The sequence below is a fragment of the Comamonas sp. Z1 genome, from assembly GCF_008121555.1.
Classification (GTDB): Bacteria; Pseudomonadota; Gammaproteobacteria; order Burkholderiales; family Burkholderiaceae_C; genus Comamonas; species Comamonas thiooxydans.
The window spans coordinates 306,528-323,726 of record NZ_VOQT01000002.1 but is presented as its reverse complement, the minus strand read 5'-3'; the positions used below and the strand labels follow the sequence as shown (position 1 = coordinate 323,726).

Below are 17,199 nucleotides of genomic sequence, written 5' to 3'. Positions count from 1 at the left end.
AATGAAATGAGCAATACAACCCAAATCCAACCCGCTGCCGGCTATGCCGGCGATGTGCCGGCGGAGCTGGCCTGGCAATGGCTGCAGGCTGGTGAAGCGGTTCTGGTCGATGTGCGCACCGATGCCGAGCGCGAGTGGGTGGGCAAGGTGCCAGGCGCCGTTGCCGTGGCCTGGAAGCAGTGGCCCGGCATGGCAGCCAACCAGAACTTTGACGCCGAGTTGCGAGCAGCGGTACCCGAGGGCAAGAAAGTGGTGCTGCTATGCCGCAGCGGTGTGCGCTCTGTTGCGGCTGCCCAGCGTGCTGCGGGCCTGGGAATCGAGGCCTACAACATTCTTGAAGGTTTCGAAGGCGACGTTGACGCCAACGGCCAACGAGGCCAGTTGGGTGGCTGGCGCAAGCGCGGCCTGCCCTGGCATCAGTAATGCGCAGGGCCTGGCCTGCAGCTTCTAGACTGAGCGATAGCCGTTGGGGTTCTGGCTTTGCCAGCGCCATGTGTCGGTGCACATGGTGTCCAGATCATGCTCTGCTTGCCAGCCCAGGGTTTTCAGGGCGTGATCAGGGTCTGCGTAGCAACTGGCCACATCCCCGGGGCGGCGGTCTGTAATCGTATAGGGAAGGGCCTTACCGCAGGCTTTTTCGAAGGCATGCAGCACTTCGAGCACGCTGTAGCCATTGCCTGTGCCCAGGTTGATGGTCAGCAACTCGGGCTTGGCCAGGCCGGCCAGCTTCTCGAGAGCCTTGACATGACCTCGGGCCAGGTCGACGACATGGATGTAGTCACGCACACCGGTGCCGTCCACGGTGTCGTAGTCGCCGCCAAAGATCTGCAGCTTTTCACGACGGCCCACGGCGACCTGTGCCACAAAAGGCAGCAGGTTGTTGGGAATGTCCGAAGGGTCTTCACCAATCAGGCCGCTGGCATGGGCACCAATGGGATTGAAGTAGCGCAGCACGGCCAGCGACCATTGGGAGTCGGAGTGGTAGAGGTCCGACAGAATCTCTTCCACCATCAGTTTGCTTCGGCCGTAGGGATTGGTGACCGAAGTAGGGTGCACCTCATTGAGAGGCAAATATTGTGGCGAGCCATAGACTGTTGCCGAAGAGCTGAACACCAGATTGCGCACATTGTGCTTTTTCATGGCGCGCAGCAGCACCAGGGTGCCATTGACGTTGTTGTCGTAGTAGTCCACAGGCTGGGCAACGGACTCGCCCACTGCTTTTTTGCCGGCAAAGTGCACGACACTGTCAATGCCATGCTCCTGCAGGGCCTGCTCAAGCGCAGCTTGATTGCGGACATCGCCATTGATCACGGCAATAGTGCGTCCAGTGATTTGCTCCACGCGGCGGATTGCTTCAGGATGGCTGTTGCTGAAGTTGTCGAAAATCACGACTTCATGACCGTGGCTGATCAGTTCGATGGCTGTATGGCTGCCGATATAGCCGGCACCGCCTGTGAGCAGAGTTTTCATAAGCTGCAGTCTAACTTCGAGTCAAATGAAAAAAGCGCTCATGCGAGCGCTTTTTGCGGCTGAATTTACAGAGCCAGATTCAGAGCGCCGGAATGCGCAGCTTCTGGCCAGGATAGATCCTGTCCGGGTTGCTGAGCATGGGCTTGTTGGCTTCAAAAATCACGTTGTACTTGTTGGCATCACCATAGTACTTCTTGGAGATGGCCGACAGGGTGTCACCGCGTACCACATCGTGGTATTGGGCTTCTGGCTCGGGGTTGGTGACCGCCATCAGGTTGTCCACGGACTGGACATTGGCCACATTGCCGCAGCACAGCGTCACTTTTTCCTTGACAGCCTGAGTGGGTGCCGTGCCATTGACTGTTACCTTGCCTTGAGAAGCATCGAATTGAACCTGCAGATCGGATACGCCCAGATTCTGGGTATTGATATAGCTGGCGATCGCCTGAGCCGCCTTGACATTCAAGTCTTCGGCCGGTGCGGCCGCATGTGCGTCGCTGCCGCCAAACAGTTTTTCTCCGGCTTCCTTGATGAAACTGAACAGACCCATGGTTTCGACTCCTCAAAATTAGTGGAAGAAGGCGGTTCACTTTAACGGGAAATCGAAATGAATCCTTGCAGGATATGGACTGAGCGCTTTCTTTGACAATTTCCTGCCCGCTTGTAATGAATGTGACAAACGGCTGTCTGACAAAGAGAAAAGTGCTGATAATCCGCCGCATGACATTTTTGGCCATAGACATTGGCAACACCCGTTTGAAGTGGGCCATGTATGAAGATCATCGCCCGGGTGCTGCCTTGCTGGCCCATGGAGCGGAGTTCCTGGAGCATATAGAGCGCCTGGCAGAAGGTGCCTGGGCGGGGCTGCCGGCTCCCGAGCGCATGCTGGGCTGCGTGGTTGCCGGCGAGACGGCAAGGCGCAGGGTGCACGAGCAGATCGAGCTCATGCTGGGCTGGAATTTCGAGCCTCAGTGGGTCGTTCCTTCCGTTGCAGAAGCCGGCGTGACCAATGGCTACGACCATCCCTCCAGGCTTGGGGCGGATCGCTGGGTGGCCATGATTGGTGCGCGTCACCACATGTTGCAATTGGGAGAGGCCAAGCCCTTGATCACGGTTATGGTGGGCACCGCAGTGACGGTCGATGCCATGGACGCGCAAGGCCATTTTCTGGGCGGCCTGATCATTCCAGGGCATGGCATCATGCTCAGGGCCCTGGAAGGTGGTACTGCGGGCCTGCATGTGCCTACCGGTGAAGTCCGATGCTTTCCCAAGAACACCAGCGATGCGCTGACCAGCGGCGGCACTTATGCGATTGCAGGTGCCGTGGAGCGCATGTACCAGCATCTGGCAGAACACTGCGGCGCAGAGCCCATGTGCATCATGGCGGGCGGTGCCGGCTGGAAAATGTCTCCCAGCATGACCCGACCTTTTGAGCTGATCAACAACCTGATCTTTGATGGCTTGCTGGTGATGGCTGATAAGCGCTGGGCTTGAGTGCATTGCGACCTGCAATGATTCGAATTTTGATTTGAGGCTGTTTCCATGATTTTTGTAACCGGCGGTGCAGGCTTTATCGGCGCCAACTTTGTTCTCGACTGGCTGGCACATGTGGATGAGCCCATGGTCAATATCGACAAGCTGACCTATGCGGGAAATCTCGAGAATCTGGCCAGCCTGAACGGCGATGCCCGCCATGTGTTTGTGCAGGCCGATATCGGCGACAGTGCAAAGCTTGCGCAATTGCTGGCGCAGCACCAGCCTCGCGCCGTGGTGAACTTTGCGGCCGAGTCGCATGTGGATCGCTCCATTCATGGTCCCGAGGATTTCATCCAGACCAATGTGGTGGGCACTTTCCGCCTGCTGGAAGCGGTACGCGCCTATTGGCATGGTCTGCAAGGCGAGGCCAAGTCCGGCTTCCGCTTTTTGCATGTCTCTACCGACGAGGTCTATGGCACGCTGGCGCCGACCGATCCAGCGTTTACCGAAGAGCACAATTACGAGCCCAACAGCCCGTACTCGGCCAGCAAGGCAGCCAGCGACCATCTGGTGCGGGCCTGGCATCACACCTACGGCTTGCCGGTGCTGACGACCAATTGCAGCAACAACTACGGCCCGCTGCATTTCCCGGAAAAGCTGATCCCGCTGGTCATTGTCAATGCGCTGGCGGGCAAGCCGCTGCCCATCTACGGCGACGGCATGCAGGTGCGTGACTGGCTCTATGTGCGCGACCATTGCAGCGCCATCCGCCGTGTTCTCGAGGCTGGCCAGTTGGGCGAGACCTATAACGTGGGCGGCTGGAACGAGAAGGCCAATATCGATATCGTCAAGACCGTGTGCAGCTTGCTCGACGAGTTGCGCCCGCGCGCCGACGGCAAGACCTATGCCGAGCAGATCACCTATGTGACCGACCGTCCCGGCCATGATCGCCGCTATGCGATCGATGCACGCAAGCTGGAACGCGAGCTGGGCTGGAAGCCTGCCGAGACCTTCGAGACCGGCATTCGCAAGACCGTGCAGTGGTATCTGGCCAACCCCGAGTGGGTGGCCCATGTGCAGTCCGGCGCCTACCGCGACTGGGTGCAGAAGCAGTACACCGACGAGGCTTCGGCATGAAGCTGCTGCTGCTGGGCAAGAACGGTCAGGTCGGCTGGGAGCTGCAGCGCAGTCTCGCGCCTTTGGGCGAGGTGATTGCGCTGGATCGCCAGAGCGTGAATGTGGATGGAAACAGCCTGTGCGGCGATGTCGGCGATCTGCAGACGCTGGCGCAGACCATTCGCAGCGTGCGCCCGGATGTGATCGTCAATGCCGCAGCGCATACGGCGGTGGACAAGGCCGAGGGCGAGCCGGATCTGGCTTGGCGCCTGAACGCCGAGGCGCCCGAAGTCATGGCGCTCGAAGCCAAAAGCCTGGGCGCCCTGCTGGTGCACTACAGCACCGACTATGTCTTCGACGGCTCCGGCAGTGCGGCACGCAAGGAGGGCGATGCGACGGGGCCGCTATCGGTCTATGGCCGCACCAAACTTGAAGGCGAGCAGCGGATAGCGGCCACAAACTGCCGTCATCTGATTTTTCGCACCAGCTGGGTCTATGCGGCGCGTGGTGGCAATTTTGCCAAGACCATGTTGCGTCTGGCGCAGGAGCGGGAAGCGCTCAGCGTGATCAACGATCAATGGGGCGCGCCGACCGGCGCCGATCTGATCGCCGATGTCACGGCCCATGCCGTGCGCCATATGAGCGCTCATGAAGGCGATGGCGGTCTCTACCATCTGGTTGCGTCAGGAGAGACCAACTGGCATGCCTATGCCAGCCATGTGATCGAGCGCGCCCAAAGCCTGCGCCCCGATCAGGACTGGAAGGTGCAAAGCATTGCCGTTGTTCCGACCACGGCCTTCCCGACACCGGCCGCGCGACCCTTGAACTCGCGTCTGGATACACAAAAGCTGCAAGCGGCCATGCAACTGCATCTGCCTGCATGGCAGCATGGCGTGGAGCGCATGCTGCGCGAAATTCTCTAATTTTCAAAACCTCGCTTCAAACGCTTATCGGTAAAGCGCTGGAAGCTTTTTATTGATTCATCATGACGACAAAGCGCAAAGGCATCATTCTGGCTGGCGGCTCCGGTACTCGTTTGCACCCCGCCACGCTGGCCATCAGCAAGCAGCTGCTGCCGATCTACGACAAGCCCATGATCTACTATCCGCTGAGCACGCTGATGCTGGCGGGCATCCGGGACATTCTGATCATCAGCACGCCGCAGGATACGCCGCGCTTCGAGCAGTTGCTGGGCGATGGCAGCCAGTGGGGCCTGAACCTTCAGTATGAGGTGCAGCCCAGCCCGGATGGCCTGGCCCAGGCCTTCCTGATTGGCGAGAAATTCATTAATGGTGCACCTAGCGCACTGGTGCTGGGTGACAATATTTTTTATGGTCATGATTTCCCGCGCCTGTTAAAGGATGCGGACGCCAAGGAGCACGGTGCGACGGTATTTGCTTATCACGTGCAAGATCCTGAGCGTTATGGCGTTGCTGAATTCGATGCCAAGGGGCAGGTGCTCTCTCTGGAAGAAAAGCCTGTGGTTGCGAAGTCCAACTATGCCGTCACAGGGCTCTACTTTTACGATGCCCGTGTGGTGGAGCTTGCCAAGTCTGTCAAGCCATCGCCAAGAGGTGAACTGGAAATCACGGATCTGAACAAGATTTATCTGGCGGATGGCGCCTTGAATGTGCAAGTGATGCGCCGTGGTTATGCGTGGCTGGATACCGGTACGCATGATAGTTTGCTCGAGGCAGGCCAGTTTATTGCAACCCTGGAACAAAGGCAGGGCCTGAAGGTTTCTTGCCCTGAGGAAATAGCTTTTCGCTCGGGCTGGATTGATGCTCTGCAAATGGAAAAACTGGCGCAGCCACTTTTAAAGAATGGATATGGGAAATATTTGATGCACTGCTTGAATAGTGTCCTATGAAAGTAACTGAACTGAAGCTTTCTGGACTCATGCTCATTGAGCCTCGATTGTTTCTTGATGATCGCGGATTTTTTTTCGAAAGCTTCAGTCAACGGGAGTTCGAGGCCGAAACAGGCTCCCAAGTTGATTTTGTGCAAGACAACCACAGCCGGAGCCTTCGGGGAGTCTTGAGGGGCCTGCATTATCAAATGCCTTCATCCTCCCAAGGAAAGCTGGTGCGGGTCGTACGAGGTTCAGTCTGGGATGTAGCTGTAGATATCCGGAAAAGCTCAAAAACTTTTGGCCAATGGGTTGGTCAGTTGTTGACAGAAGAAAATCATTTGCAGATGTGGATCCCTCCGGGGTTTGCGCATGGGTTTGTGACTCTTAGCGATTCGGCAGAATATCTGTATAAGACCACAGGCTACTACGATCGCAGTGCCGAGCGTGGCATAGCCTGGAACGACCCCGACATTGGCATCGAGTGGCCCCAGCTCGATATCGCTTTTTCCTTGTCCGAAAAGGACAGGAATCAGCCCGCATTCAAGCGGGCCGAACTGTTCGACTAGCGCTTTCTTGATTCGGCCATCTGCAGAAACGGCTGAATCAGTTGCGCATCGCATCGCTCGCGCAGGCAGTACAGGTATTCGGGCAGACAAGGCACCTCGCCTTTCAGATCAAGCACGACGAGGTCCGGGTGGGCCGATGCTTCGTGCCGCGCAAAAATGCTGATGCCCATCTGGCGGATCACGGCTTCGCGTATGGATTCGCGGCTGGCAATTTCCAGAATCCGCTGCGGGCTGACCTGGGCGGCTTCCAGCATCTGCTCGGTCATCTGCCGGGTCATGGAGCCACGCTCGCGCAGGATCAGCGTGTTCTTTGCCAGATCCCTGATATCGACGGCCTTCTGCCCGGCCAGCGCATGCTGCCGGTGCACGACCAGGGCCAGCGGATCGCGCCCCAGCTCCAGGCGCAGCAGGCGCGGGTCGGTGTCCAGATGCGAGGAGGTTGCCAGGTCCACCTGGTACTCGGCCAGCGCCTGAATCATCTGGCGCGAATTGCCATTGACGATGCTCACCTCCACCAGTGCATATTGCTGCTGATAGCGCTTGACGATGTCCAACACATAGTAGGGTGCGGTGGCGCCTATGCGCAGCTGGCCCTGGTTGACATGGCCCGACTGGCGCAGCGCCGATTCGATCTGGGCCGACTGCAGCAGCAGCTTCTCTATCCCGGGCAGCAGCTTCAGGCCTGCATCGGTGATGGCCAGCCTTCCGCTCTGGCGCGTGAACAGCTCGACCTCATATTGCTCCTCCAAGGCCTTGATCTGCGCCGTGACCGTGGGCTGGCTCAGCCCCAGCTGGCGCGCAGCTTGCGTGATGCTGCCGAGACGGGCGACCCAGAAAAAGGATTTGAGGTGTGTGGCAAACATGACCAAGTCTTCAAGAAAGCGGTCCCCGGATTTCAACATGAACGCTGCAGCCGGCAATGCAGATGGATTGCTTTGATTTCAATAGCTTCTTACGCTTATATGTGTTTGTATTTGGATGGTTTTATATATAAATATGAGACAGATAAAGCGAAATATGCTTTTGAATCAATAGCATTTCGGTGGTGAACACTGGTGCGGTGCGCTGACTACAAAGTTTGCTGATGACATCCTTGGCAGATTTCAGTTCTGTGACACCAGCGTTTCATAGTGAGTTTCTACAGTTCCCTCATGTCGCAAATGACCGCGTTGGTCAGGCGGCAAAGATCAATCCAAGGGACTGTTATCCATGCGTCACGCTTTTGCACCCGCCACTCGCCGCTTCACCTTGAGCGCTTTTGCCACGGTTGCCACGGCCTTGTTGGGCCTGGCTTCCGCCGCCCAGGCCAGGACCGATCTGCTGGTGTATTCGGCCCTGGAGGCCGACCAGATCAAGGCCTATAAAGCGGCATTTGAAAAAGCCCACCCCGAGATCGAGCTGAAGTTCGTGCGTGACAGCACAGGCATCATCACCGCCCGCCTGCTGGCCGAAAAAGCCAATCCCCAGGCCGATGTGATCTGGGGCGTGGCCGCCACTTCGCTGATGCTGCTGGACAAGCAAGGCATGCTGCAGCCCTATGCGCCCAGGAACCTGGCCAGGGTGCGCTCCAGCATGCGCGATGCAGCAGCCACGCCGAGCTGGGTGGGCATGGATCTGTGGTCGTCGGCCGTCTGCTTCAACACCGTGGAAGGCCGCAAGCGCAAGCTGCCCATGCCTGCGAGCTGGGCCGACCTGACCAGGCCCGAATTCAAGGGCGCGATCACCATGCCCCACCCGGCGTCCAGCGGCACGGGCTATCTGATGGTGGCCGCCTGGCTGCAGATGATGGGCGAGGACAAGGGCTGGGCCTATATGGATGCGCTGCACCAGAACATCGGCGTCTACACGCACAGTGGCTCCAAGCCCTGCCGCCAGGCCGGCGCGGGCGAGTTTCCCGTGGGCCTGAGCTTTGAATACCGCGCCAACAAGACCAAGAAGGATGGCGCGCCCATCGACATCGTCTTCCCCCGGGAAGGCCTGGGCTGGGATGTGGAAGCCACGGCCATTCTGAAGACCAGCAAAAAGCAGGAGGCCGCCAAGGTCCTGGCCGACTGGGCGGTGACGCCCGATGCCAACAAGCTCTACGCCGCCAACTTCGCCGTCCTGGCATTGCCTGAGGCCCAGGAAAAGCACGAGTTCATTCCGGCCGATCTGGAAAAGCGCCTGGCCAGAAACGACTTCAACTGGGCAGCGGCCAATCGCGATCGCATTCTTTCCGAATGGAGCCGCCGCTATGAAGCCAAGGCGGAGAAGAAGTAACACCCCCTGAGGCGCTTCGCCTTGGCGGCGCCGTGCCTTCCCCCTCTCTGGCGCTGCGCGCTGGAGGGGGACACTGCCCTCGCTGCGGGGCGGCCCTTGCTCGGCAGTTCTGAGCTGGGTCAGCGCCAGTTCTACGCAGCAGGTCTCTGAAATTTTTTGCACGTTGAAAGTGATTGCAGATGCTGCGCATAGACCATATTGCCAAGCAGTACAAGGAAACGCCGGTGCTGCGCGGCATTGACCTGTTGGTGGAGGGGGGCGAGTTCGTCAGCCTGCTCGGCCCTTCGGGCTGCGGCAAGACCACGCTGCTGCGCATTCTGTGCGGCATCGAGCAGGCCGATGCGGGCTGCATTGTGTTTCAGGGCGAGGACATCACACGCTGGCCCGCCGCGCGCCGGGGCTTTGGCGTGGTGTTCCAGAGCTACGCACTGTTTCCGAACCTGACGGCGGCCCAGAACGTGGCTTTCGGCCTCAAGGGCCAACCCGTGGCGCAGGTGCAGGCCCGGGTGCAGGAGATGCTGGCTCTGGTAGGCCTGGGCGCGCAGGCGCAGCGCTACCCGGCGCAATTGTCGGGCGGCCAGCAGCAGCGCATTGCGCTGGCCCGCGCACTGGCGCCGAGCCCGCGTCTGCTGTTGCTGGACGAGCCGCTGTCCGCACTGGATGCCCAGGTGCGCACCGAGCTGCGCAGCGAAATCCGCCAGTTGCAGCGTCAACTGGGCATTGCCTGCGTGATGGTCACGCACGACCAGGAAGAGGCGCTCTCCATGGCAGACCGCGTGGTGCTGATGCACCAGGGGCGTATCGAGCAGCAGGGCTCGCCCGAGCAGCTCTACGCCGAGCCGGTCAGCCACTTTGCGGCCGGTTTTGTGGGCCGCATGAATTTGCTGCCCGCCGTGGCCGAGTCGGGCGATGCGGTGCGCGTGGGCGAGGGGAGGCTTGAATGCTGCACTGCCGGCTTTGAGGCCGGTGATGACTTGCTGGTGGGCGTGAGGCCCGAGAGCGTGGTGCTGCACCCGGCCCAGCCCGCAGCACTGCCCAATCTGTTCCGGGCGCGGGTGGTCGAGACCTCGTTCCTGGGCTCGCTGGTGCTGGTGCGCGTGTTCAGTCCCACGCTGCAATGCCAGATCGATGTGCAATGGCCGCTGCGCCATGACGCGCGTCTGCCCGACTGGCTGCAGGGCGAGGTGCTGGTTGAGTTGCCGGCTGCTGCGCTGCAGTCGCTGGCAGCACCCGAGCTTCTGCGAAAGGCGGCATGAGCATGGATGCCTCTTCTTCTGCGCTGCCCGTGGGGAGCTATGCGCCCGCAGCGGCATCGTGCCAGCAACACAGCATCAGCCCTGCGGCGCCACGGAAAACGCGATTCTTCCATTGGGAAAAGCTCTGGCTGGGCGCGCTGGTGCTGGGCCTGCTGGGCGCGCTGCTGGTGGCCATTGCACTGCCCGTGGGAGCGCTGCTGGGCCGCAGCTTTGTGTCGGCCGATGGCAAGTTCTTGGGCCTGGCCCAGTACCTCGCCTACGCGCAAACGCCGGGCGTAGGCCAGTCGCTGTTCAACAGCCTGTGGCTGTCGGCCGTCAGCAGCACCTTGTGTGTGGCCCTGGCCTATGGCTATGCCTATGGCGTGATGCGCAGCTGCATGCCGCTGGCCAGGTTCTTTCGCGCGATCGCCCTGGTGCCTCTGCTGGCGCCGTCGCTGCTCATGGCCATCAGCCTGATCTATCTTTTTGGCGCACAGGGTCTGCTCAAGAGCTGGTTGGCGGGCGGCACGGCCTACGGCCCGTTTGGCATCATTCTTGGCTCGGTGCTGTGGACGTTTCCGCATGCGCTGATGATTCTGTGCACCACGCTGGCCTCGGGCGATGCGCGCCTGTATGAGGCCGCCGCCACGCTGGGCGCGGGCCGCTGGCGCAGCTTCTGTCAGGTCACGCTGCCAGCCAGCCGTTACGGGCTGATGATTGCCTGGTTTGTGGTGTTCGTTCTGGTGGTGACTGACTTTGGCGTGCCCAAGGTGATTGGCGGCAACACGCAGATGCTGGCCACCGATATCTACAAGCAGGTGATTGGCCAGCAAAACCTGTCCATGGGTGCCGTGGTGGCCATGCTGCTGCTGGTGCCTGCGGGCCTGGCCTTTGCTGCCGAGCGCCATTTGCGTGTCCGGCAGGCCGCTGCCATGAGCGTGCGGGCCGTGCCTCTGGTGCCGCAGCCCTGCGCGGTGCTCGACCGCGCGCTGCTGGTGTATTGCAGCCTGATGGCTTTGGCGCTGCTGGCGATGATGGGCATGGCCGTGCTGGCATCCCTGGTCAGCTTCTGGCCCTACAACCTGAGCCTGAGCTTCAAGCACTACCAGTTCGACATGATGGACGGCGGCGGCTGGGCCAGTTACGCCAACTCGCTGACCATGGCCGTGGCCACGGCAGTGACCGGTGCGTTGCTGAGCTTTCTGAGCGCCTATCTGGTGGCCAGGCCCACAGGCTGGGTGCGCGCGCGCCAATGGCTGCACGCGGTGGCCACGCTGCCCATGGCGGTGCCAGGGCTGGCGCTGGGTCTGGGCTATATCCTGTTCTTCAATGCGGGCGGCAATCCGCTGCACTTTCTGTATGGATCCATGGGCATTCTGGTGCTGTGCTCGGTGGCGCATTTCTTCTCGGTGGCACACATCACCCAGCTCACCGCCTTGCAGCAACTGGACGCCGAATACGAGCGCGTGGCCGATTCCATGGGCGTGCCGTTCTGGACGCTGCTGTGGCGTGTGCATCTGCCCGTGTGCCTGCCTGCGGTGATGCAGGTAGCGGGCTACTTCTTCGTGAATGCCATGACCACGGTGTCGGCAGTGGTCTTCTTGTACTCGCCCGAAACCACACTGGCCTCGGTGGCCGTGCTGACCATGGATGACGCAGGCGACATCGCTCCCGCCGCCGCCATGGCCACGCTGATCTTTGCCACTGCAGCCGCGGGTCGCCTGCTGATTGCGCTGCTGGATGCCTGGCTGCAGCGGCGTACCCAGCACTGGCGCCAGCGCTGAGGACTTTCTCCACATCACGTGATTCTCCGAACGTCTCTCGCTGCATCGCCTGGGCGCTGCGGCAGGGACTTGGCTTGTCTGCTTTTTCTGTAACGCTATGAAAAACTACGATCTGATCGTCGTCGGCGCCGGCATTGTCGGCCTGGCCCATGCCTATACCGCTGCCACGCGCGGGCGCTCCGTGCTGGTGATAGAGCGCGACGGTGCCTGCCTGGGCGCCTCGATTCGCAACTTTGGCTTTGTCACCATCACGGGCCAGCGCGCCGGTGCCCATTGGCGGCGCGCCATGCGCTCACGCGATGTCTGGGCCGAGATTGCGCCCAAGGCCGGTATCGATGTCCTGCATTCCGGCCTGTGGCTGACGGCGCGCCGTCCTGCTGCCGCTGCAGTGCTTGAAGCCTTTATGCACACCGAAATGGGCGCAGGTTGTGAACTACTGACGCCAGCCCAGGCCGCAGCGCGCCATTCGGCGCTGCGCACCGACGCGCTGCAGTCCGTGCTCTACAGCCCACATGAGCTGCGTGTGGAGTCGCGCACGGCCATCCCGCAACTGGCACTGTGGTTGCAGCAGGCGCTGGGAGTGGATTTCGCCTATAGCGAAAGCGTGATGGAAGTGGCAACGCCGCGCGTGACCACTTCGCGTGCCAGCTATCACGCCGAACGCGTGGTGGTCTGCAACAACGCCGATCCAGGCGGGCTGTTCGCGAGTGAATGGACTGACAACCAAGTGCAGCTGTGCCAGTTGCAGATGTTGCGCGTGCAGCCGCAAGCAGGCTTCAAGCTTGAGGGATCGGTCATGGGGGATCTGAGCCTGGTGCGCTACGAGGGCTATAGCGCGCTGCCCGAAGCCGCTGCATTGCGCGCCGAGCTGGAGGGCGAGGAGGCGCAAAGCCTGAAGCACGGCATCCACCTGATTGCCGTGCAAAGCGCCGATGGCTCGCTGGTGGTGGGCGATTCGCATCACTACGGCAGCGCGCCCCAGCCTTTTGCCGGCGAAGCCGTCGACCAGCTCATGCTGCGACATATGAACGAGGCACTGCATATCGACAACGCCCAGGTCCTGGAGCGCTGGACGGGCATCTACCCCTCCAGTGCCGAAGCCCCTTGTTTTGTCAAAGCACCCGATGCAGCGACACGCGTGGTGGCCGTGACCAGCGGCTCGGGCGCGAGCACGGCTTTTGGTCTGGCCGAGGAAGTCTGGATGGCCTGGTAACTGCTACGGATTGAATAGCTGCTAGCGCTTGCAGGCTGTCATATTTCAAGAAAATGAAATCAAAAACTATATCTGACAAGCGCAAGAAGCTATCAAAGAATGAGCGTCACTGCTGCACGAAAAGCGGCGCAATCAGCATGACGAGCAGGATGGCGGCCAGCACGGCAAACAGGATCTTGACCCAGCTGTAAGGCCGTTCGCCCGCAATCTGGCCGGTGTAGCCATTGGCCACGATCTGGTAGGTCTTGCTGCCATAGGTGTAGCCGACCAGCCAGACCGGCACCAGCGTGTGCTTGAAGCTGCGGCCCGAGTACTGCCGCTGGACCTGCAGATTGCGCTGCGTGTCGCCCGGCACCTCGCGCGAGCACATGCTGCGCAGCTGGCTGTCCATGTCTTCCTCGTTGATCCTGGCGGCCTTGGAGAGGTCCACCTGGTAGCGCTCCACCGTCCAGCCGCGCACGAACTCCGGGCTGTAGGGCTTGAGGTCGGTGGTGGTCGGGAAGGGCTCCACCTGGCGCAGCAGATGGGCGTGCACGCCCACGGTGCCTGGCACCAGCTCATCGTCGAAGAAATGCTGCAGGCTGCCCGATGCCGGCTCCCAGCGCACATGCTGGACCTGGCGGGTCTGCAGATTGCCGTTGCCGTCGCGATAGGACTCGGTGGTGTAGTAGTAATAGCCGGCCTCTGCCCACCACTGGGCGCTGGCATGGGCGTCAAAGGTCCAGTAGGGCAGATAGACGCCGTGCAGCGTGTCCGTCAGCGCGGCGCTCTTGAGCTTGCTGGGAGCAAACCAGCGGCTGCCATACCACTGGCGGATCTTGTCGCGAATCTGGCCGTCGCTGATCTTGAACGGCAGGATGCTCTGCGGCGTGATGGCGTCGCTGCGCTCCTCATGGGCGACGATGGCCGGCGAGCCACAGAAGTCGCAGCGCTGGGCCACGTGCTTGCCGAGAAACACCGAGATGGCGCGGCAGTTCTGGCACTGCACCTCATAGCGCTCGTCCGAGCCCCAGCCGCGACCGCTGGCCGGGTTGCGCAAGGCCTCGGCCAGATCCTGCTCCACGACGGCACGTCCCGGCTCGGGCTGTGTCTGCTCGCTCCAGGGAACGATGGTGCCGCAGTAAGGACATCTGAGCGACTGGGCCTTGGCATTCCACTCCAGATTGCCACCGCATTCGGGGCAGACATGCCTGCCCACCATGGAGGGGGGCGCCGTCTCGGAGACAGGGGTGAATGCAGATCCGGAAGAGCGAGAAGAGGAAGCGGGTGTGGCCACGGCAAAAACGGGTTCAGGCGGCAGCAGCGGCGGGATGGGTTTCGTAGAAGGTCACGCAGTTGCCATCTGCGTCGAGAAGACTGAATTCCCGGGTGCCCCAGGGCTGCTGGCGCAGACCGCCATTGGGGTGAACCGCATTCTCGGCCAGACACTGCGCATGCAGGGCGGCAATCCCCACCACCTGGATGCGGCAGCTGGTCTGCCTGGGAATCTCCGGGTCCTGGCAGGCCCAGAAATGCAGCTCCAGCCCGCCCAGCGAGACGATGCCGTACTCGCCGGGCTGGGCGTGGACGGTTCTGGCGCCCAGCACGCGGGCGTAAAAGGCCACGGTGCGCTCCATGTCCAGCGATGCCAGCACCGGAGTGGTGCTGATGAAAACCGGTTTGTGTTCATTCATGACGTGCACCCGAGGCCATGGATTGCGGATCAGCCGCGCAGGAATTCGTCCAGCGCAGCCTGGGCGATGCGCCACTGGCTGCCGATCTGGCGGGCCTTGAGGTTGCCGGCCTGGATTTCGGCCAGCACATCGGCTTCGGCCACGCCCAGCACCTGGGCCGCCTGGGCGGGAGTCAGCACCTGCAGGCCGGCGGCGACCGGGGCAGCAGGCGTCTGCGCGGCTTGGGCTGCCGCCGGGGAGAAGGGGTCTGCCACTGCAGCGGCTGGCGTGCCTGCCGCACCGCCGCCCTGCATGCCCTTCATCATTTCCTGGGCCATGCCGAAGCCCATGGCCATGGTGGCCGGAATGGTGGCTGCGGCAGCGCCTTCGCCGCCGTTGGCCATGGCCTGGCCCATCTGGTACTTCACATAGTCGTTGAGGTTGCCGATGGCGCCCATGCTGGAGCGCTTGTCGATGGCCTGCTCCACTTCGGGCGGCACGGAAACGTTTTCCAGCAGGAAGCTGGTGATTTCCAGGCCGTATTTCTCGCTGACGGCCGGGTTGATGAGCTGCAGCAGCGCGTCGCCGAGCTCGCTGTAGCGCTGGGCCACGTCGAGTGCCGGTACCTGGGCCTTGGCCAGGGCTTCGGAGAAGATGCTGACGATGCGCGAGCGCATGGTGTCGGCAAACTCGTCGATGCGGAAGTTCTGGTCCGTGCCCGCCACTTCCTTGAGGAACAGGGCGGCGTTGGTGATGCGGAAGTCATAGGTACCGAAGGCGCGCAGACGGATCACGCCAAAGTCCTTGTCGCGCATCATGATGGGGTTGGAGGTGCCCCATTTGTTGCCCGTGAACAAGCGCGTGTTGATGTAGTAGACATCGCACTTGAAGGGAGAGTTGAAGCCGTACTTCCAGCCGCGCAGCGTGGACAGGATCGGGATGTTCTGCGTGGTCAGCAGATAGCGGCCCGGGTTGAACAGGTCTGCGAACTGGCCTTCGGAGACGAACTGCACCTGCTGCGACTCACGCACGATGAGCTGGGCGCCGTTCTTGATTTCCTTGTCTTCATCAGGCCAGCGATACGACAGCGTGTCGCGCGAATCATCGGTCCATTCGATGATTTCGATCAGTTGCTTGGTGATGATTTTCATGAAATCCATGACGTGCTCCGAAAGAGGATGACGGGAAAGGAATCATTCTAGGAGGCAAACCGCAGCAGCCGGCTCCGGGATGCATGGCAGTTGCGCGGAAATTGTTAAAAAGTGAGCGCACTGCGCTCGCTATCCAATAGTTTCAGGATCGATTGATGTTGCATCTGTCTATTCATGAGTGGTAAGTGCTAGCGTTTTGTTTTTCACAGTTTGAAATCACCGACCGGGGCCGTTTCGTGAAAATGCCCGCTGTGGGGCCGCGCAGACAGACTACGTCCGTGATCAGTGGCACAGACTTAGAATCTACCGCTTATGCGGTCGATACCGCCCAGAACACCTCTTAATGAAGATGCCGCCCGCAATCGCCACTGATTGCTGGCGCGCGAACGTATACAAGTCATGCTGACCTTCCAACAAATCATTCTGAAACTGCAGTCCTACTGGGCCGAACAGGGCTGTGCATTGCTCCAGCCCTATGACATGGAAGTCGGCGCCGGCACTTCGCACACCGCGACCTTTCTGCGCGCCATCGGCCCCGAGCCCTGGAAGGCCGCCTATGTGCAGCCCAGCCGTCGTCCCAAGGACGGTCGCTACGGCGAGAACCCCAACCGCCTGCAGCACTACTACCAGTTCCAGGTGGTGCTCAAGCCCGCACCCGACAATATTCTCGAGCTCTACCTGGGCTCGCTCGAAGCCCTGGGCTTCGATCTGAAGAAAAACGACATCCGCTTTGTCGAGGACGACTGGGAGAACCCCACGCTGGGCGCCTGGGGTCTGGGCTGGGAAGTCTGGCTCAACGGCATGGAGGTGACCCAGTTCACCTACTTCCAGCAGGTCGCCGGCATCGACTGCAAGCCCGCCACGGGCGAGATCACTTACGGCCTGGAACGCCTGGCCATGTATCTGCAGGGCAAGGAATCGGTGTACGACCTGGTCTATACCGACGGCCTGTCCTATGGCGACGTGTTCCACCAGAACGAAGTGGAGCAGTCCACCTACAACTTCGAGCATTCGAATGCCGAGTTCCTGTTCAGCGCCTTTGCGGCCCATGAAGGCACGGCCAATCAGCTGATCGACGCCCAGCTGGCGCTGCCCGCCTATGAGCAGGTGCTCAAGGCCGCCCATACCTTCAACCTGCTGGACGCCCGTGGCGCCATCTCGGTGACTGAGCGCGCTGCCTATATCGGCCGCATCCGCAACCTGGCCCGTGCCGTGGGCAAGAGCTATCTGGACAGCCGTGCACGTCTGGGCTTCCCCATGGCTTCCAAGGCCCATGCCGACGAGGTGCTGGCAGAACTGGCCAAGGCCGCAGAGCAGGCAGCCAAGAAAGCCGCCTGAACCTGCCTGAGCCGCTTTCACGCTACCACCGTCCCATATTCCAAAATTTCAGCAGCCAGCCTTGATCTGACAAGCGCTGACTGCTAT

At 61.0% G+C, this 17,199-nt stretch carries 17 protein-coding genes; 11 read left to right on the top strand and 6 right to left on the bottom strand.

Annotated features, from left to right (window positions below; translation table 11 throughout):
- Positions 1-6 precede the first annotated feature (6 nt).
- Positions 7-423, top strand: coding sequence for a rhodanese-like domain-containing protein (locus FSY45_RS04860; protein ID WP_003068022.1), 417 nt, complete (start codon positions 7-9; stop codon positions 421-423).
- A 24-nt stretch (positions 424-447) separates the two neighbouring features.
- Here the strand turns inward: FSY45_RS04860 and galE are convergent, their stop codons facing one another.
- Together galE and lysM are read right to left on the bottom strand one after the other, a co-directional pair.
- Positions 448-1,470, bottom strand: a complete 1,023-nt coding sequence (gene galE, locus FSY45_RS04855) for a UDP-glucose 4-epimerase GalE (protein ID WP_148747939.1) — start codon at positions 1,468-1,470, stop codon at positions 448-450.
- A 79-nt stretch (positions 1,471-1,549) separates the two neighbouring features.
- A complete protein-coding gene (gene lysM, locus FSY45_RS04850) occupies positions 1,550-2,020 on the bottom strand; it encodes a peptidoglycan-binding protein LysM (RefSeq protein WP_012839922.1) in 471 nt (156 codons plus the stop codon).
- A gap of 170 nt (positions 2,021-2,190) precedes the next feature.
- Here lysM and FSY45_RS04845 point away from each other — a divergent pair, with 170 nt between their 5' ends.
- From FSY45_RS04845 to rfbC, 5 genes are all read left to right on the top strand, one after another.
- Positions 2,191-2,964: a type III pantothenate kinase gene (locus FSY45_RS04845; RefSeq protein WP_034400350.1), complete on the top strand. Its 774-nt coding sequence runs from the start codon at positions 2,191-2,193 to the stop codon at positions 2,962-2,964.
- A gap of 48 nt (positions 2,965-3,012) precedes the next feature.
- Positions 3,013-4,083, top strand: a complete 1,071-nt coding sequence (gene rfbB / locus FSY45_RS04840) for a dTDP-glucose 4,6-dehydratase (protein WP_148747938.1) — start codon at positions 3,013-3,015, stop codon at positions 4,081-4,083.
- Entirely contained in the window at positions 4,080-4,985 is a 906-nt protein-coding gene (rfbD, locus tag FSY45_RS04835) for a dTDP-4-dehydrorhamnose reductase (RefSeq protein ID WP_148747937.1), read from the top strand. Before rfbB ends, rfbD begins: the two co-directional genes overlap by 4 nt.
- Positions 4,986-5,047: 62 nt before the next feature.
- Positions 5,048-5,932 (top strand): glucose-1-phosphate thymidylyltransferase RfbA, encoded by an 885-nt coding sequence (gene rfbA / locus FSY45_RS04830; protein WP_043006833.1) that lies wholly within the window; start codon positions 5,048-5,050, stop codon positions 5,930-5,932.
- Complete coding sequence (gene rfbC, locus FSY45_RS04825; protein WP_043375288.1) at positions 5,929-6,480, top strand: dTDP-4-dehydrorhamnose 3,5-epimerase; 552 nt, start codon at positions 5,929-5,931, stop codon at positions 6,478-6,480. The genes rfbA and rfbC overlap by 4 nt, the downstream gene beginning before the upstream one ends.
- On the opposite strand, the gene FSY45_RS04820 is transcribed toward rfbC, so the two are convergent.
- Positions 6,477-7,343 (bottom strand): LysR substrate-binding domain-containing protein, encoded by an 867-nt coding sequence (locus FSY45_RS04820; protein ID WP_148747936.1) that lies wholly within the window; start codon positions 7,341-7,343, stop codon positions 6,477-6,479. The genes rfbC and FSY45_RS04820 overlap by 4 nt on opposite strands.
- Positions 7,344-7,689: 346 nt before the next feature.
- On the opposite strand from FSY45_RS04820, the gene FSY45_RS04815 reads away from it, so the two are divergent.
- The 4 genes from FSY45_RS04815 to FSY45_RS04800 all read left to right on the top strand — a co-directional run bounded on the left by FSY45_RS04815 (position 7,690) and on the right by FSY45_RS04800 (position 12,971).
- The gene (locus tag FSY45_RS04815; RefSeq protein ID WP_148747935.1) at positions 7,690-8,739 is read left to right on the top strand and encodes a putative 2-aminoethylphosphonate ABC transporter substrate-binding protein; all 1,050 of its coding nucleotides are present in this window, start codon (positions 7,690-7,692) and stop codon (positions 8,737-8,739) included.
- Positions 8,740-8,918: 179 nt separating this feature from the next.
- On the top strand, positions 8,919-9,995 hold the full coding sequence (locus tag FSY45_RS04810; RefSeq protein ID WP_148747934.1) for an ABC transporter ATP-binding protein: 1,077 nt from the start codon (positions 8,919-8,921) through the stop codon (positions 9,993-9,995).
- A 2-nt stretch (positions 9,996-9,997) separates the two neighbouring features.
- Entirely contained in the window at positions 9,998-11,758 is a 1,761-nt protein-coding gene (locus FSY45_RS04805; protein WP_148747933.1) for a putative 2-aminoethylphosphonate ABC transporter permease subunit, read from the top strand.
- Positions 11,759-11,855: 97 nt separating this feature from the next.
- On the top strand, positions 11,856-12,971 hold the full coding sequence (locus FSY45_RS04800; RefSeq protein ID WP_148747932.1) for a TIGR03364 family FAD-dependent oxidoreductase: 1,116 nt from the start codon (positions 11,856-11,858) through the stop codon (positions 12,969-12,971).
- Positions 12,972-13,077: 106 nt separating this feature from the next.
- Here FSY45_RS04800 and FSY45_RS04795 read toward each other — a convergent pair whose 3' ends face one another.
- The 3 genes from FSY45_RS04795 to FSY45_RS04785 all read right to left on the bottom strand — a co-directional run bounded on the left by FSY45_RS04795 (position 13,078) and on the right by FSY45_RS04785 (position 15,783).
- Positions 13,078-14,172 (bottom strand): TFIIB-type zinc ribbon-containing protein, encoded by a 1,095-nt coding sequence (locus FSY45_RS04795; protein WP_148747931.1) that lies wholly within the window; start codon positions 14,170-14,172, stop codon positions 13,078-13,080.
- 88 nt (positions 14,173-14,260) lie between these two features.
- Entirely contained in the window at positions 14,261-14,644 is a 384-nt protein-coding gene (locus FSY45_RS04790; protein WP_050873941.1) for a VOC family protein, read from the bottom strand.
- Between the two features lie 29 nt (positions 14,645-14,673).
- Entirely contained in the window at positions 14,674-15,783 is a 1,110-nt protein-coding gene (locus FSY45_RS04785; RefSeq protein ID WP_003051020.1) for an SPFH and helix-turn-helix domain-containing protein, read from the bottom strand.
- 390 nt (positions 15,784-16,173) lie between these two features.
- Here FSY45_RS04785 and glyQ point away from each other — a divergent pair, with 390 nt between their 5' ends.
- Positions 16,174-17,112 carry a glycine--tRNA ligase subunit alpha gene (gene glyQ, locus FSY45_RS04780; RefSeq protein WP_003051022.1) on the top strand — a complete coding sequence of 313 codons (939 nt, stop codon included), beginning with the start codon at positions 16,174-16,176 and terminating at the stop codon, positions 17,110-17,112.
- Positions 17,113-17,199 lie beyond the last annotated feature (87 nt).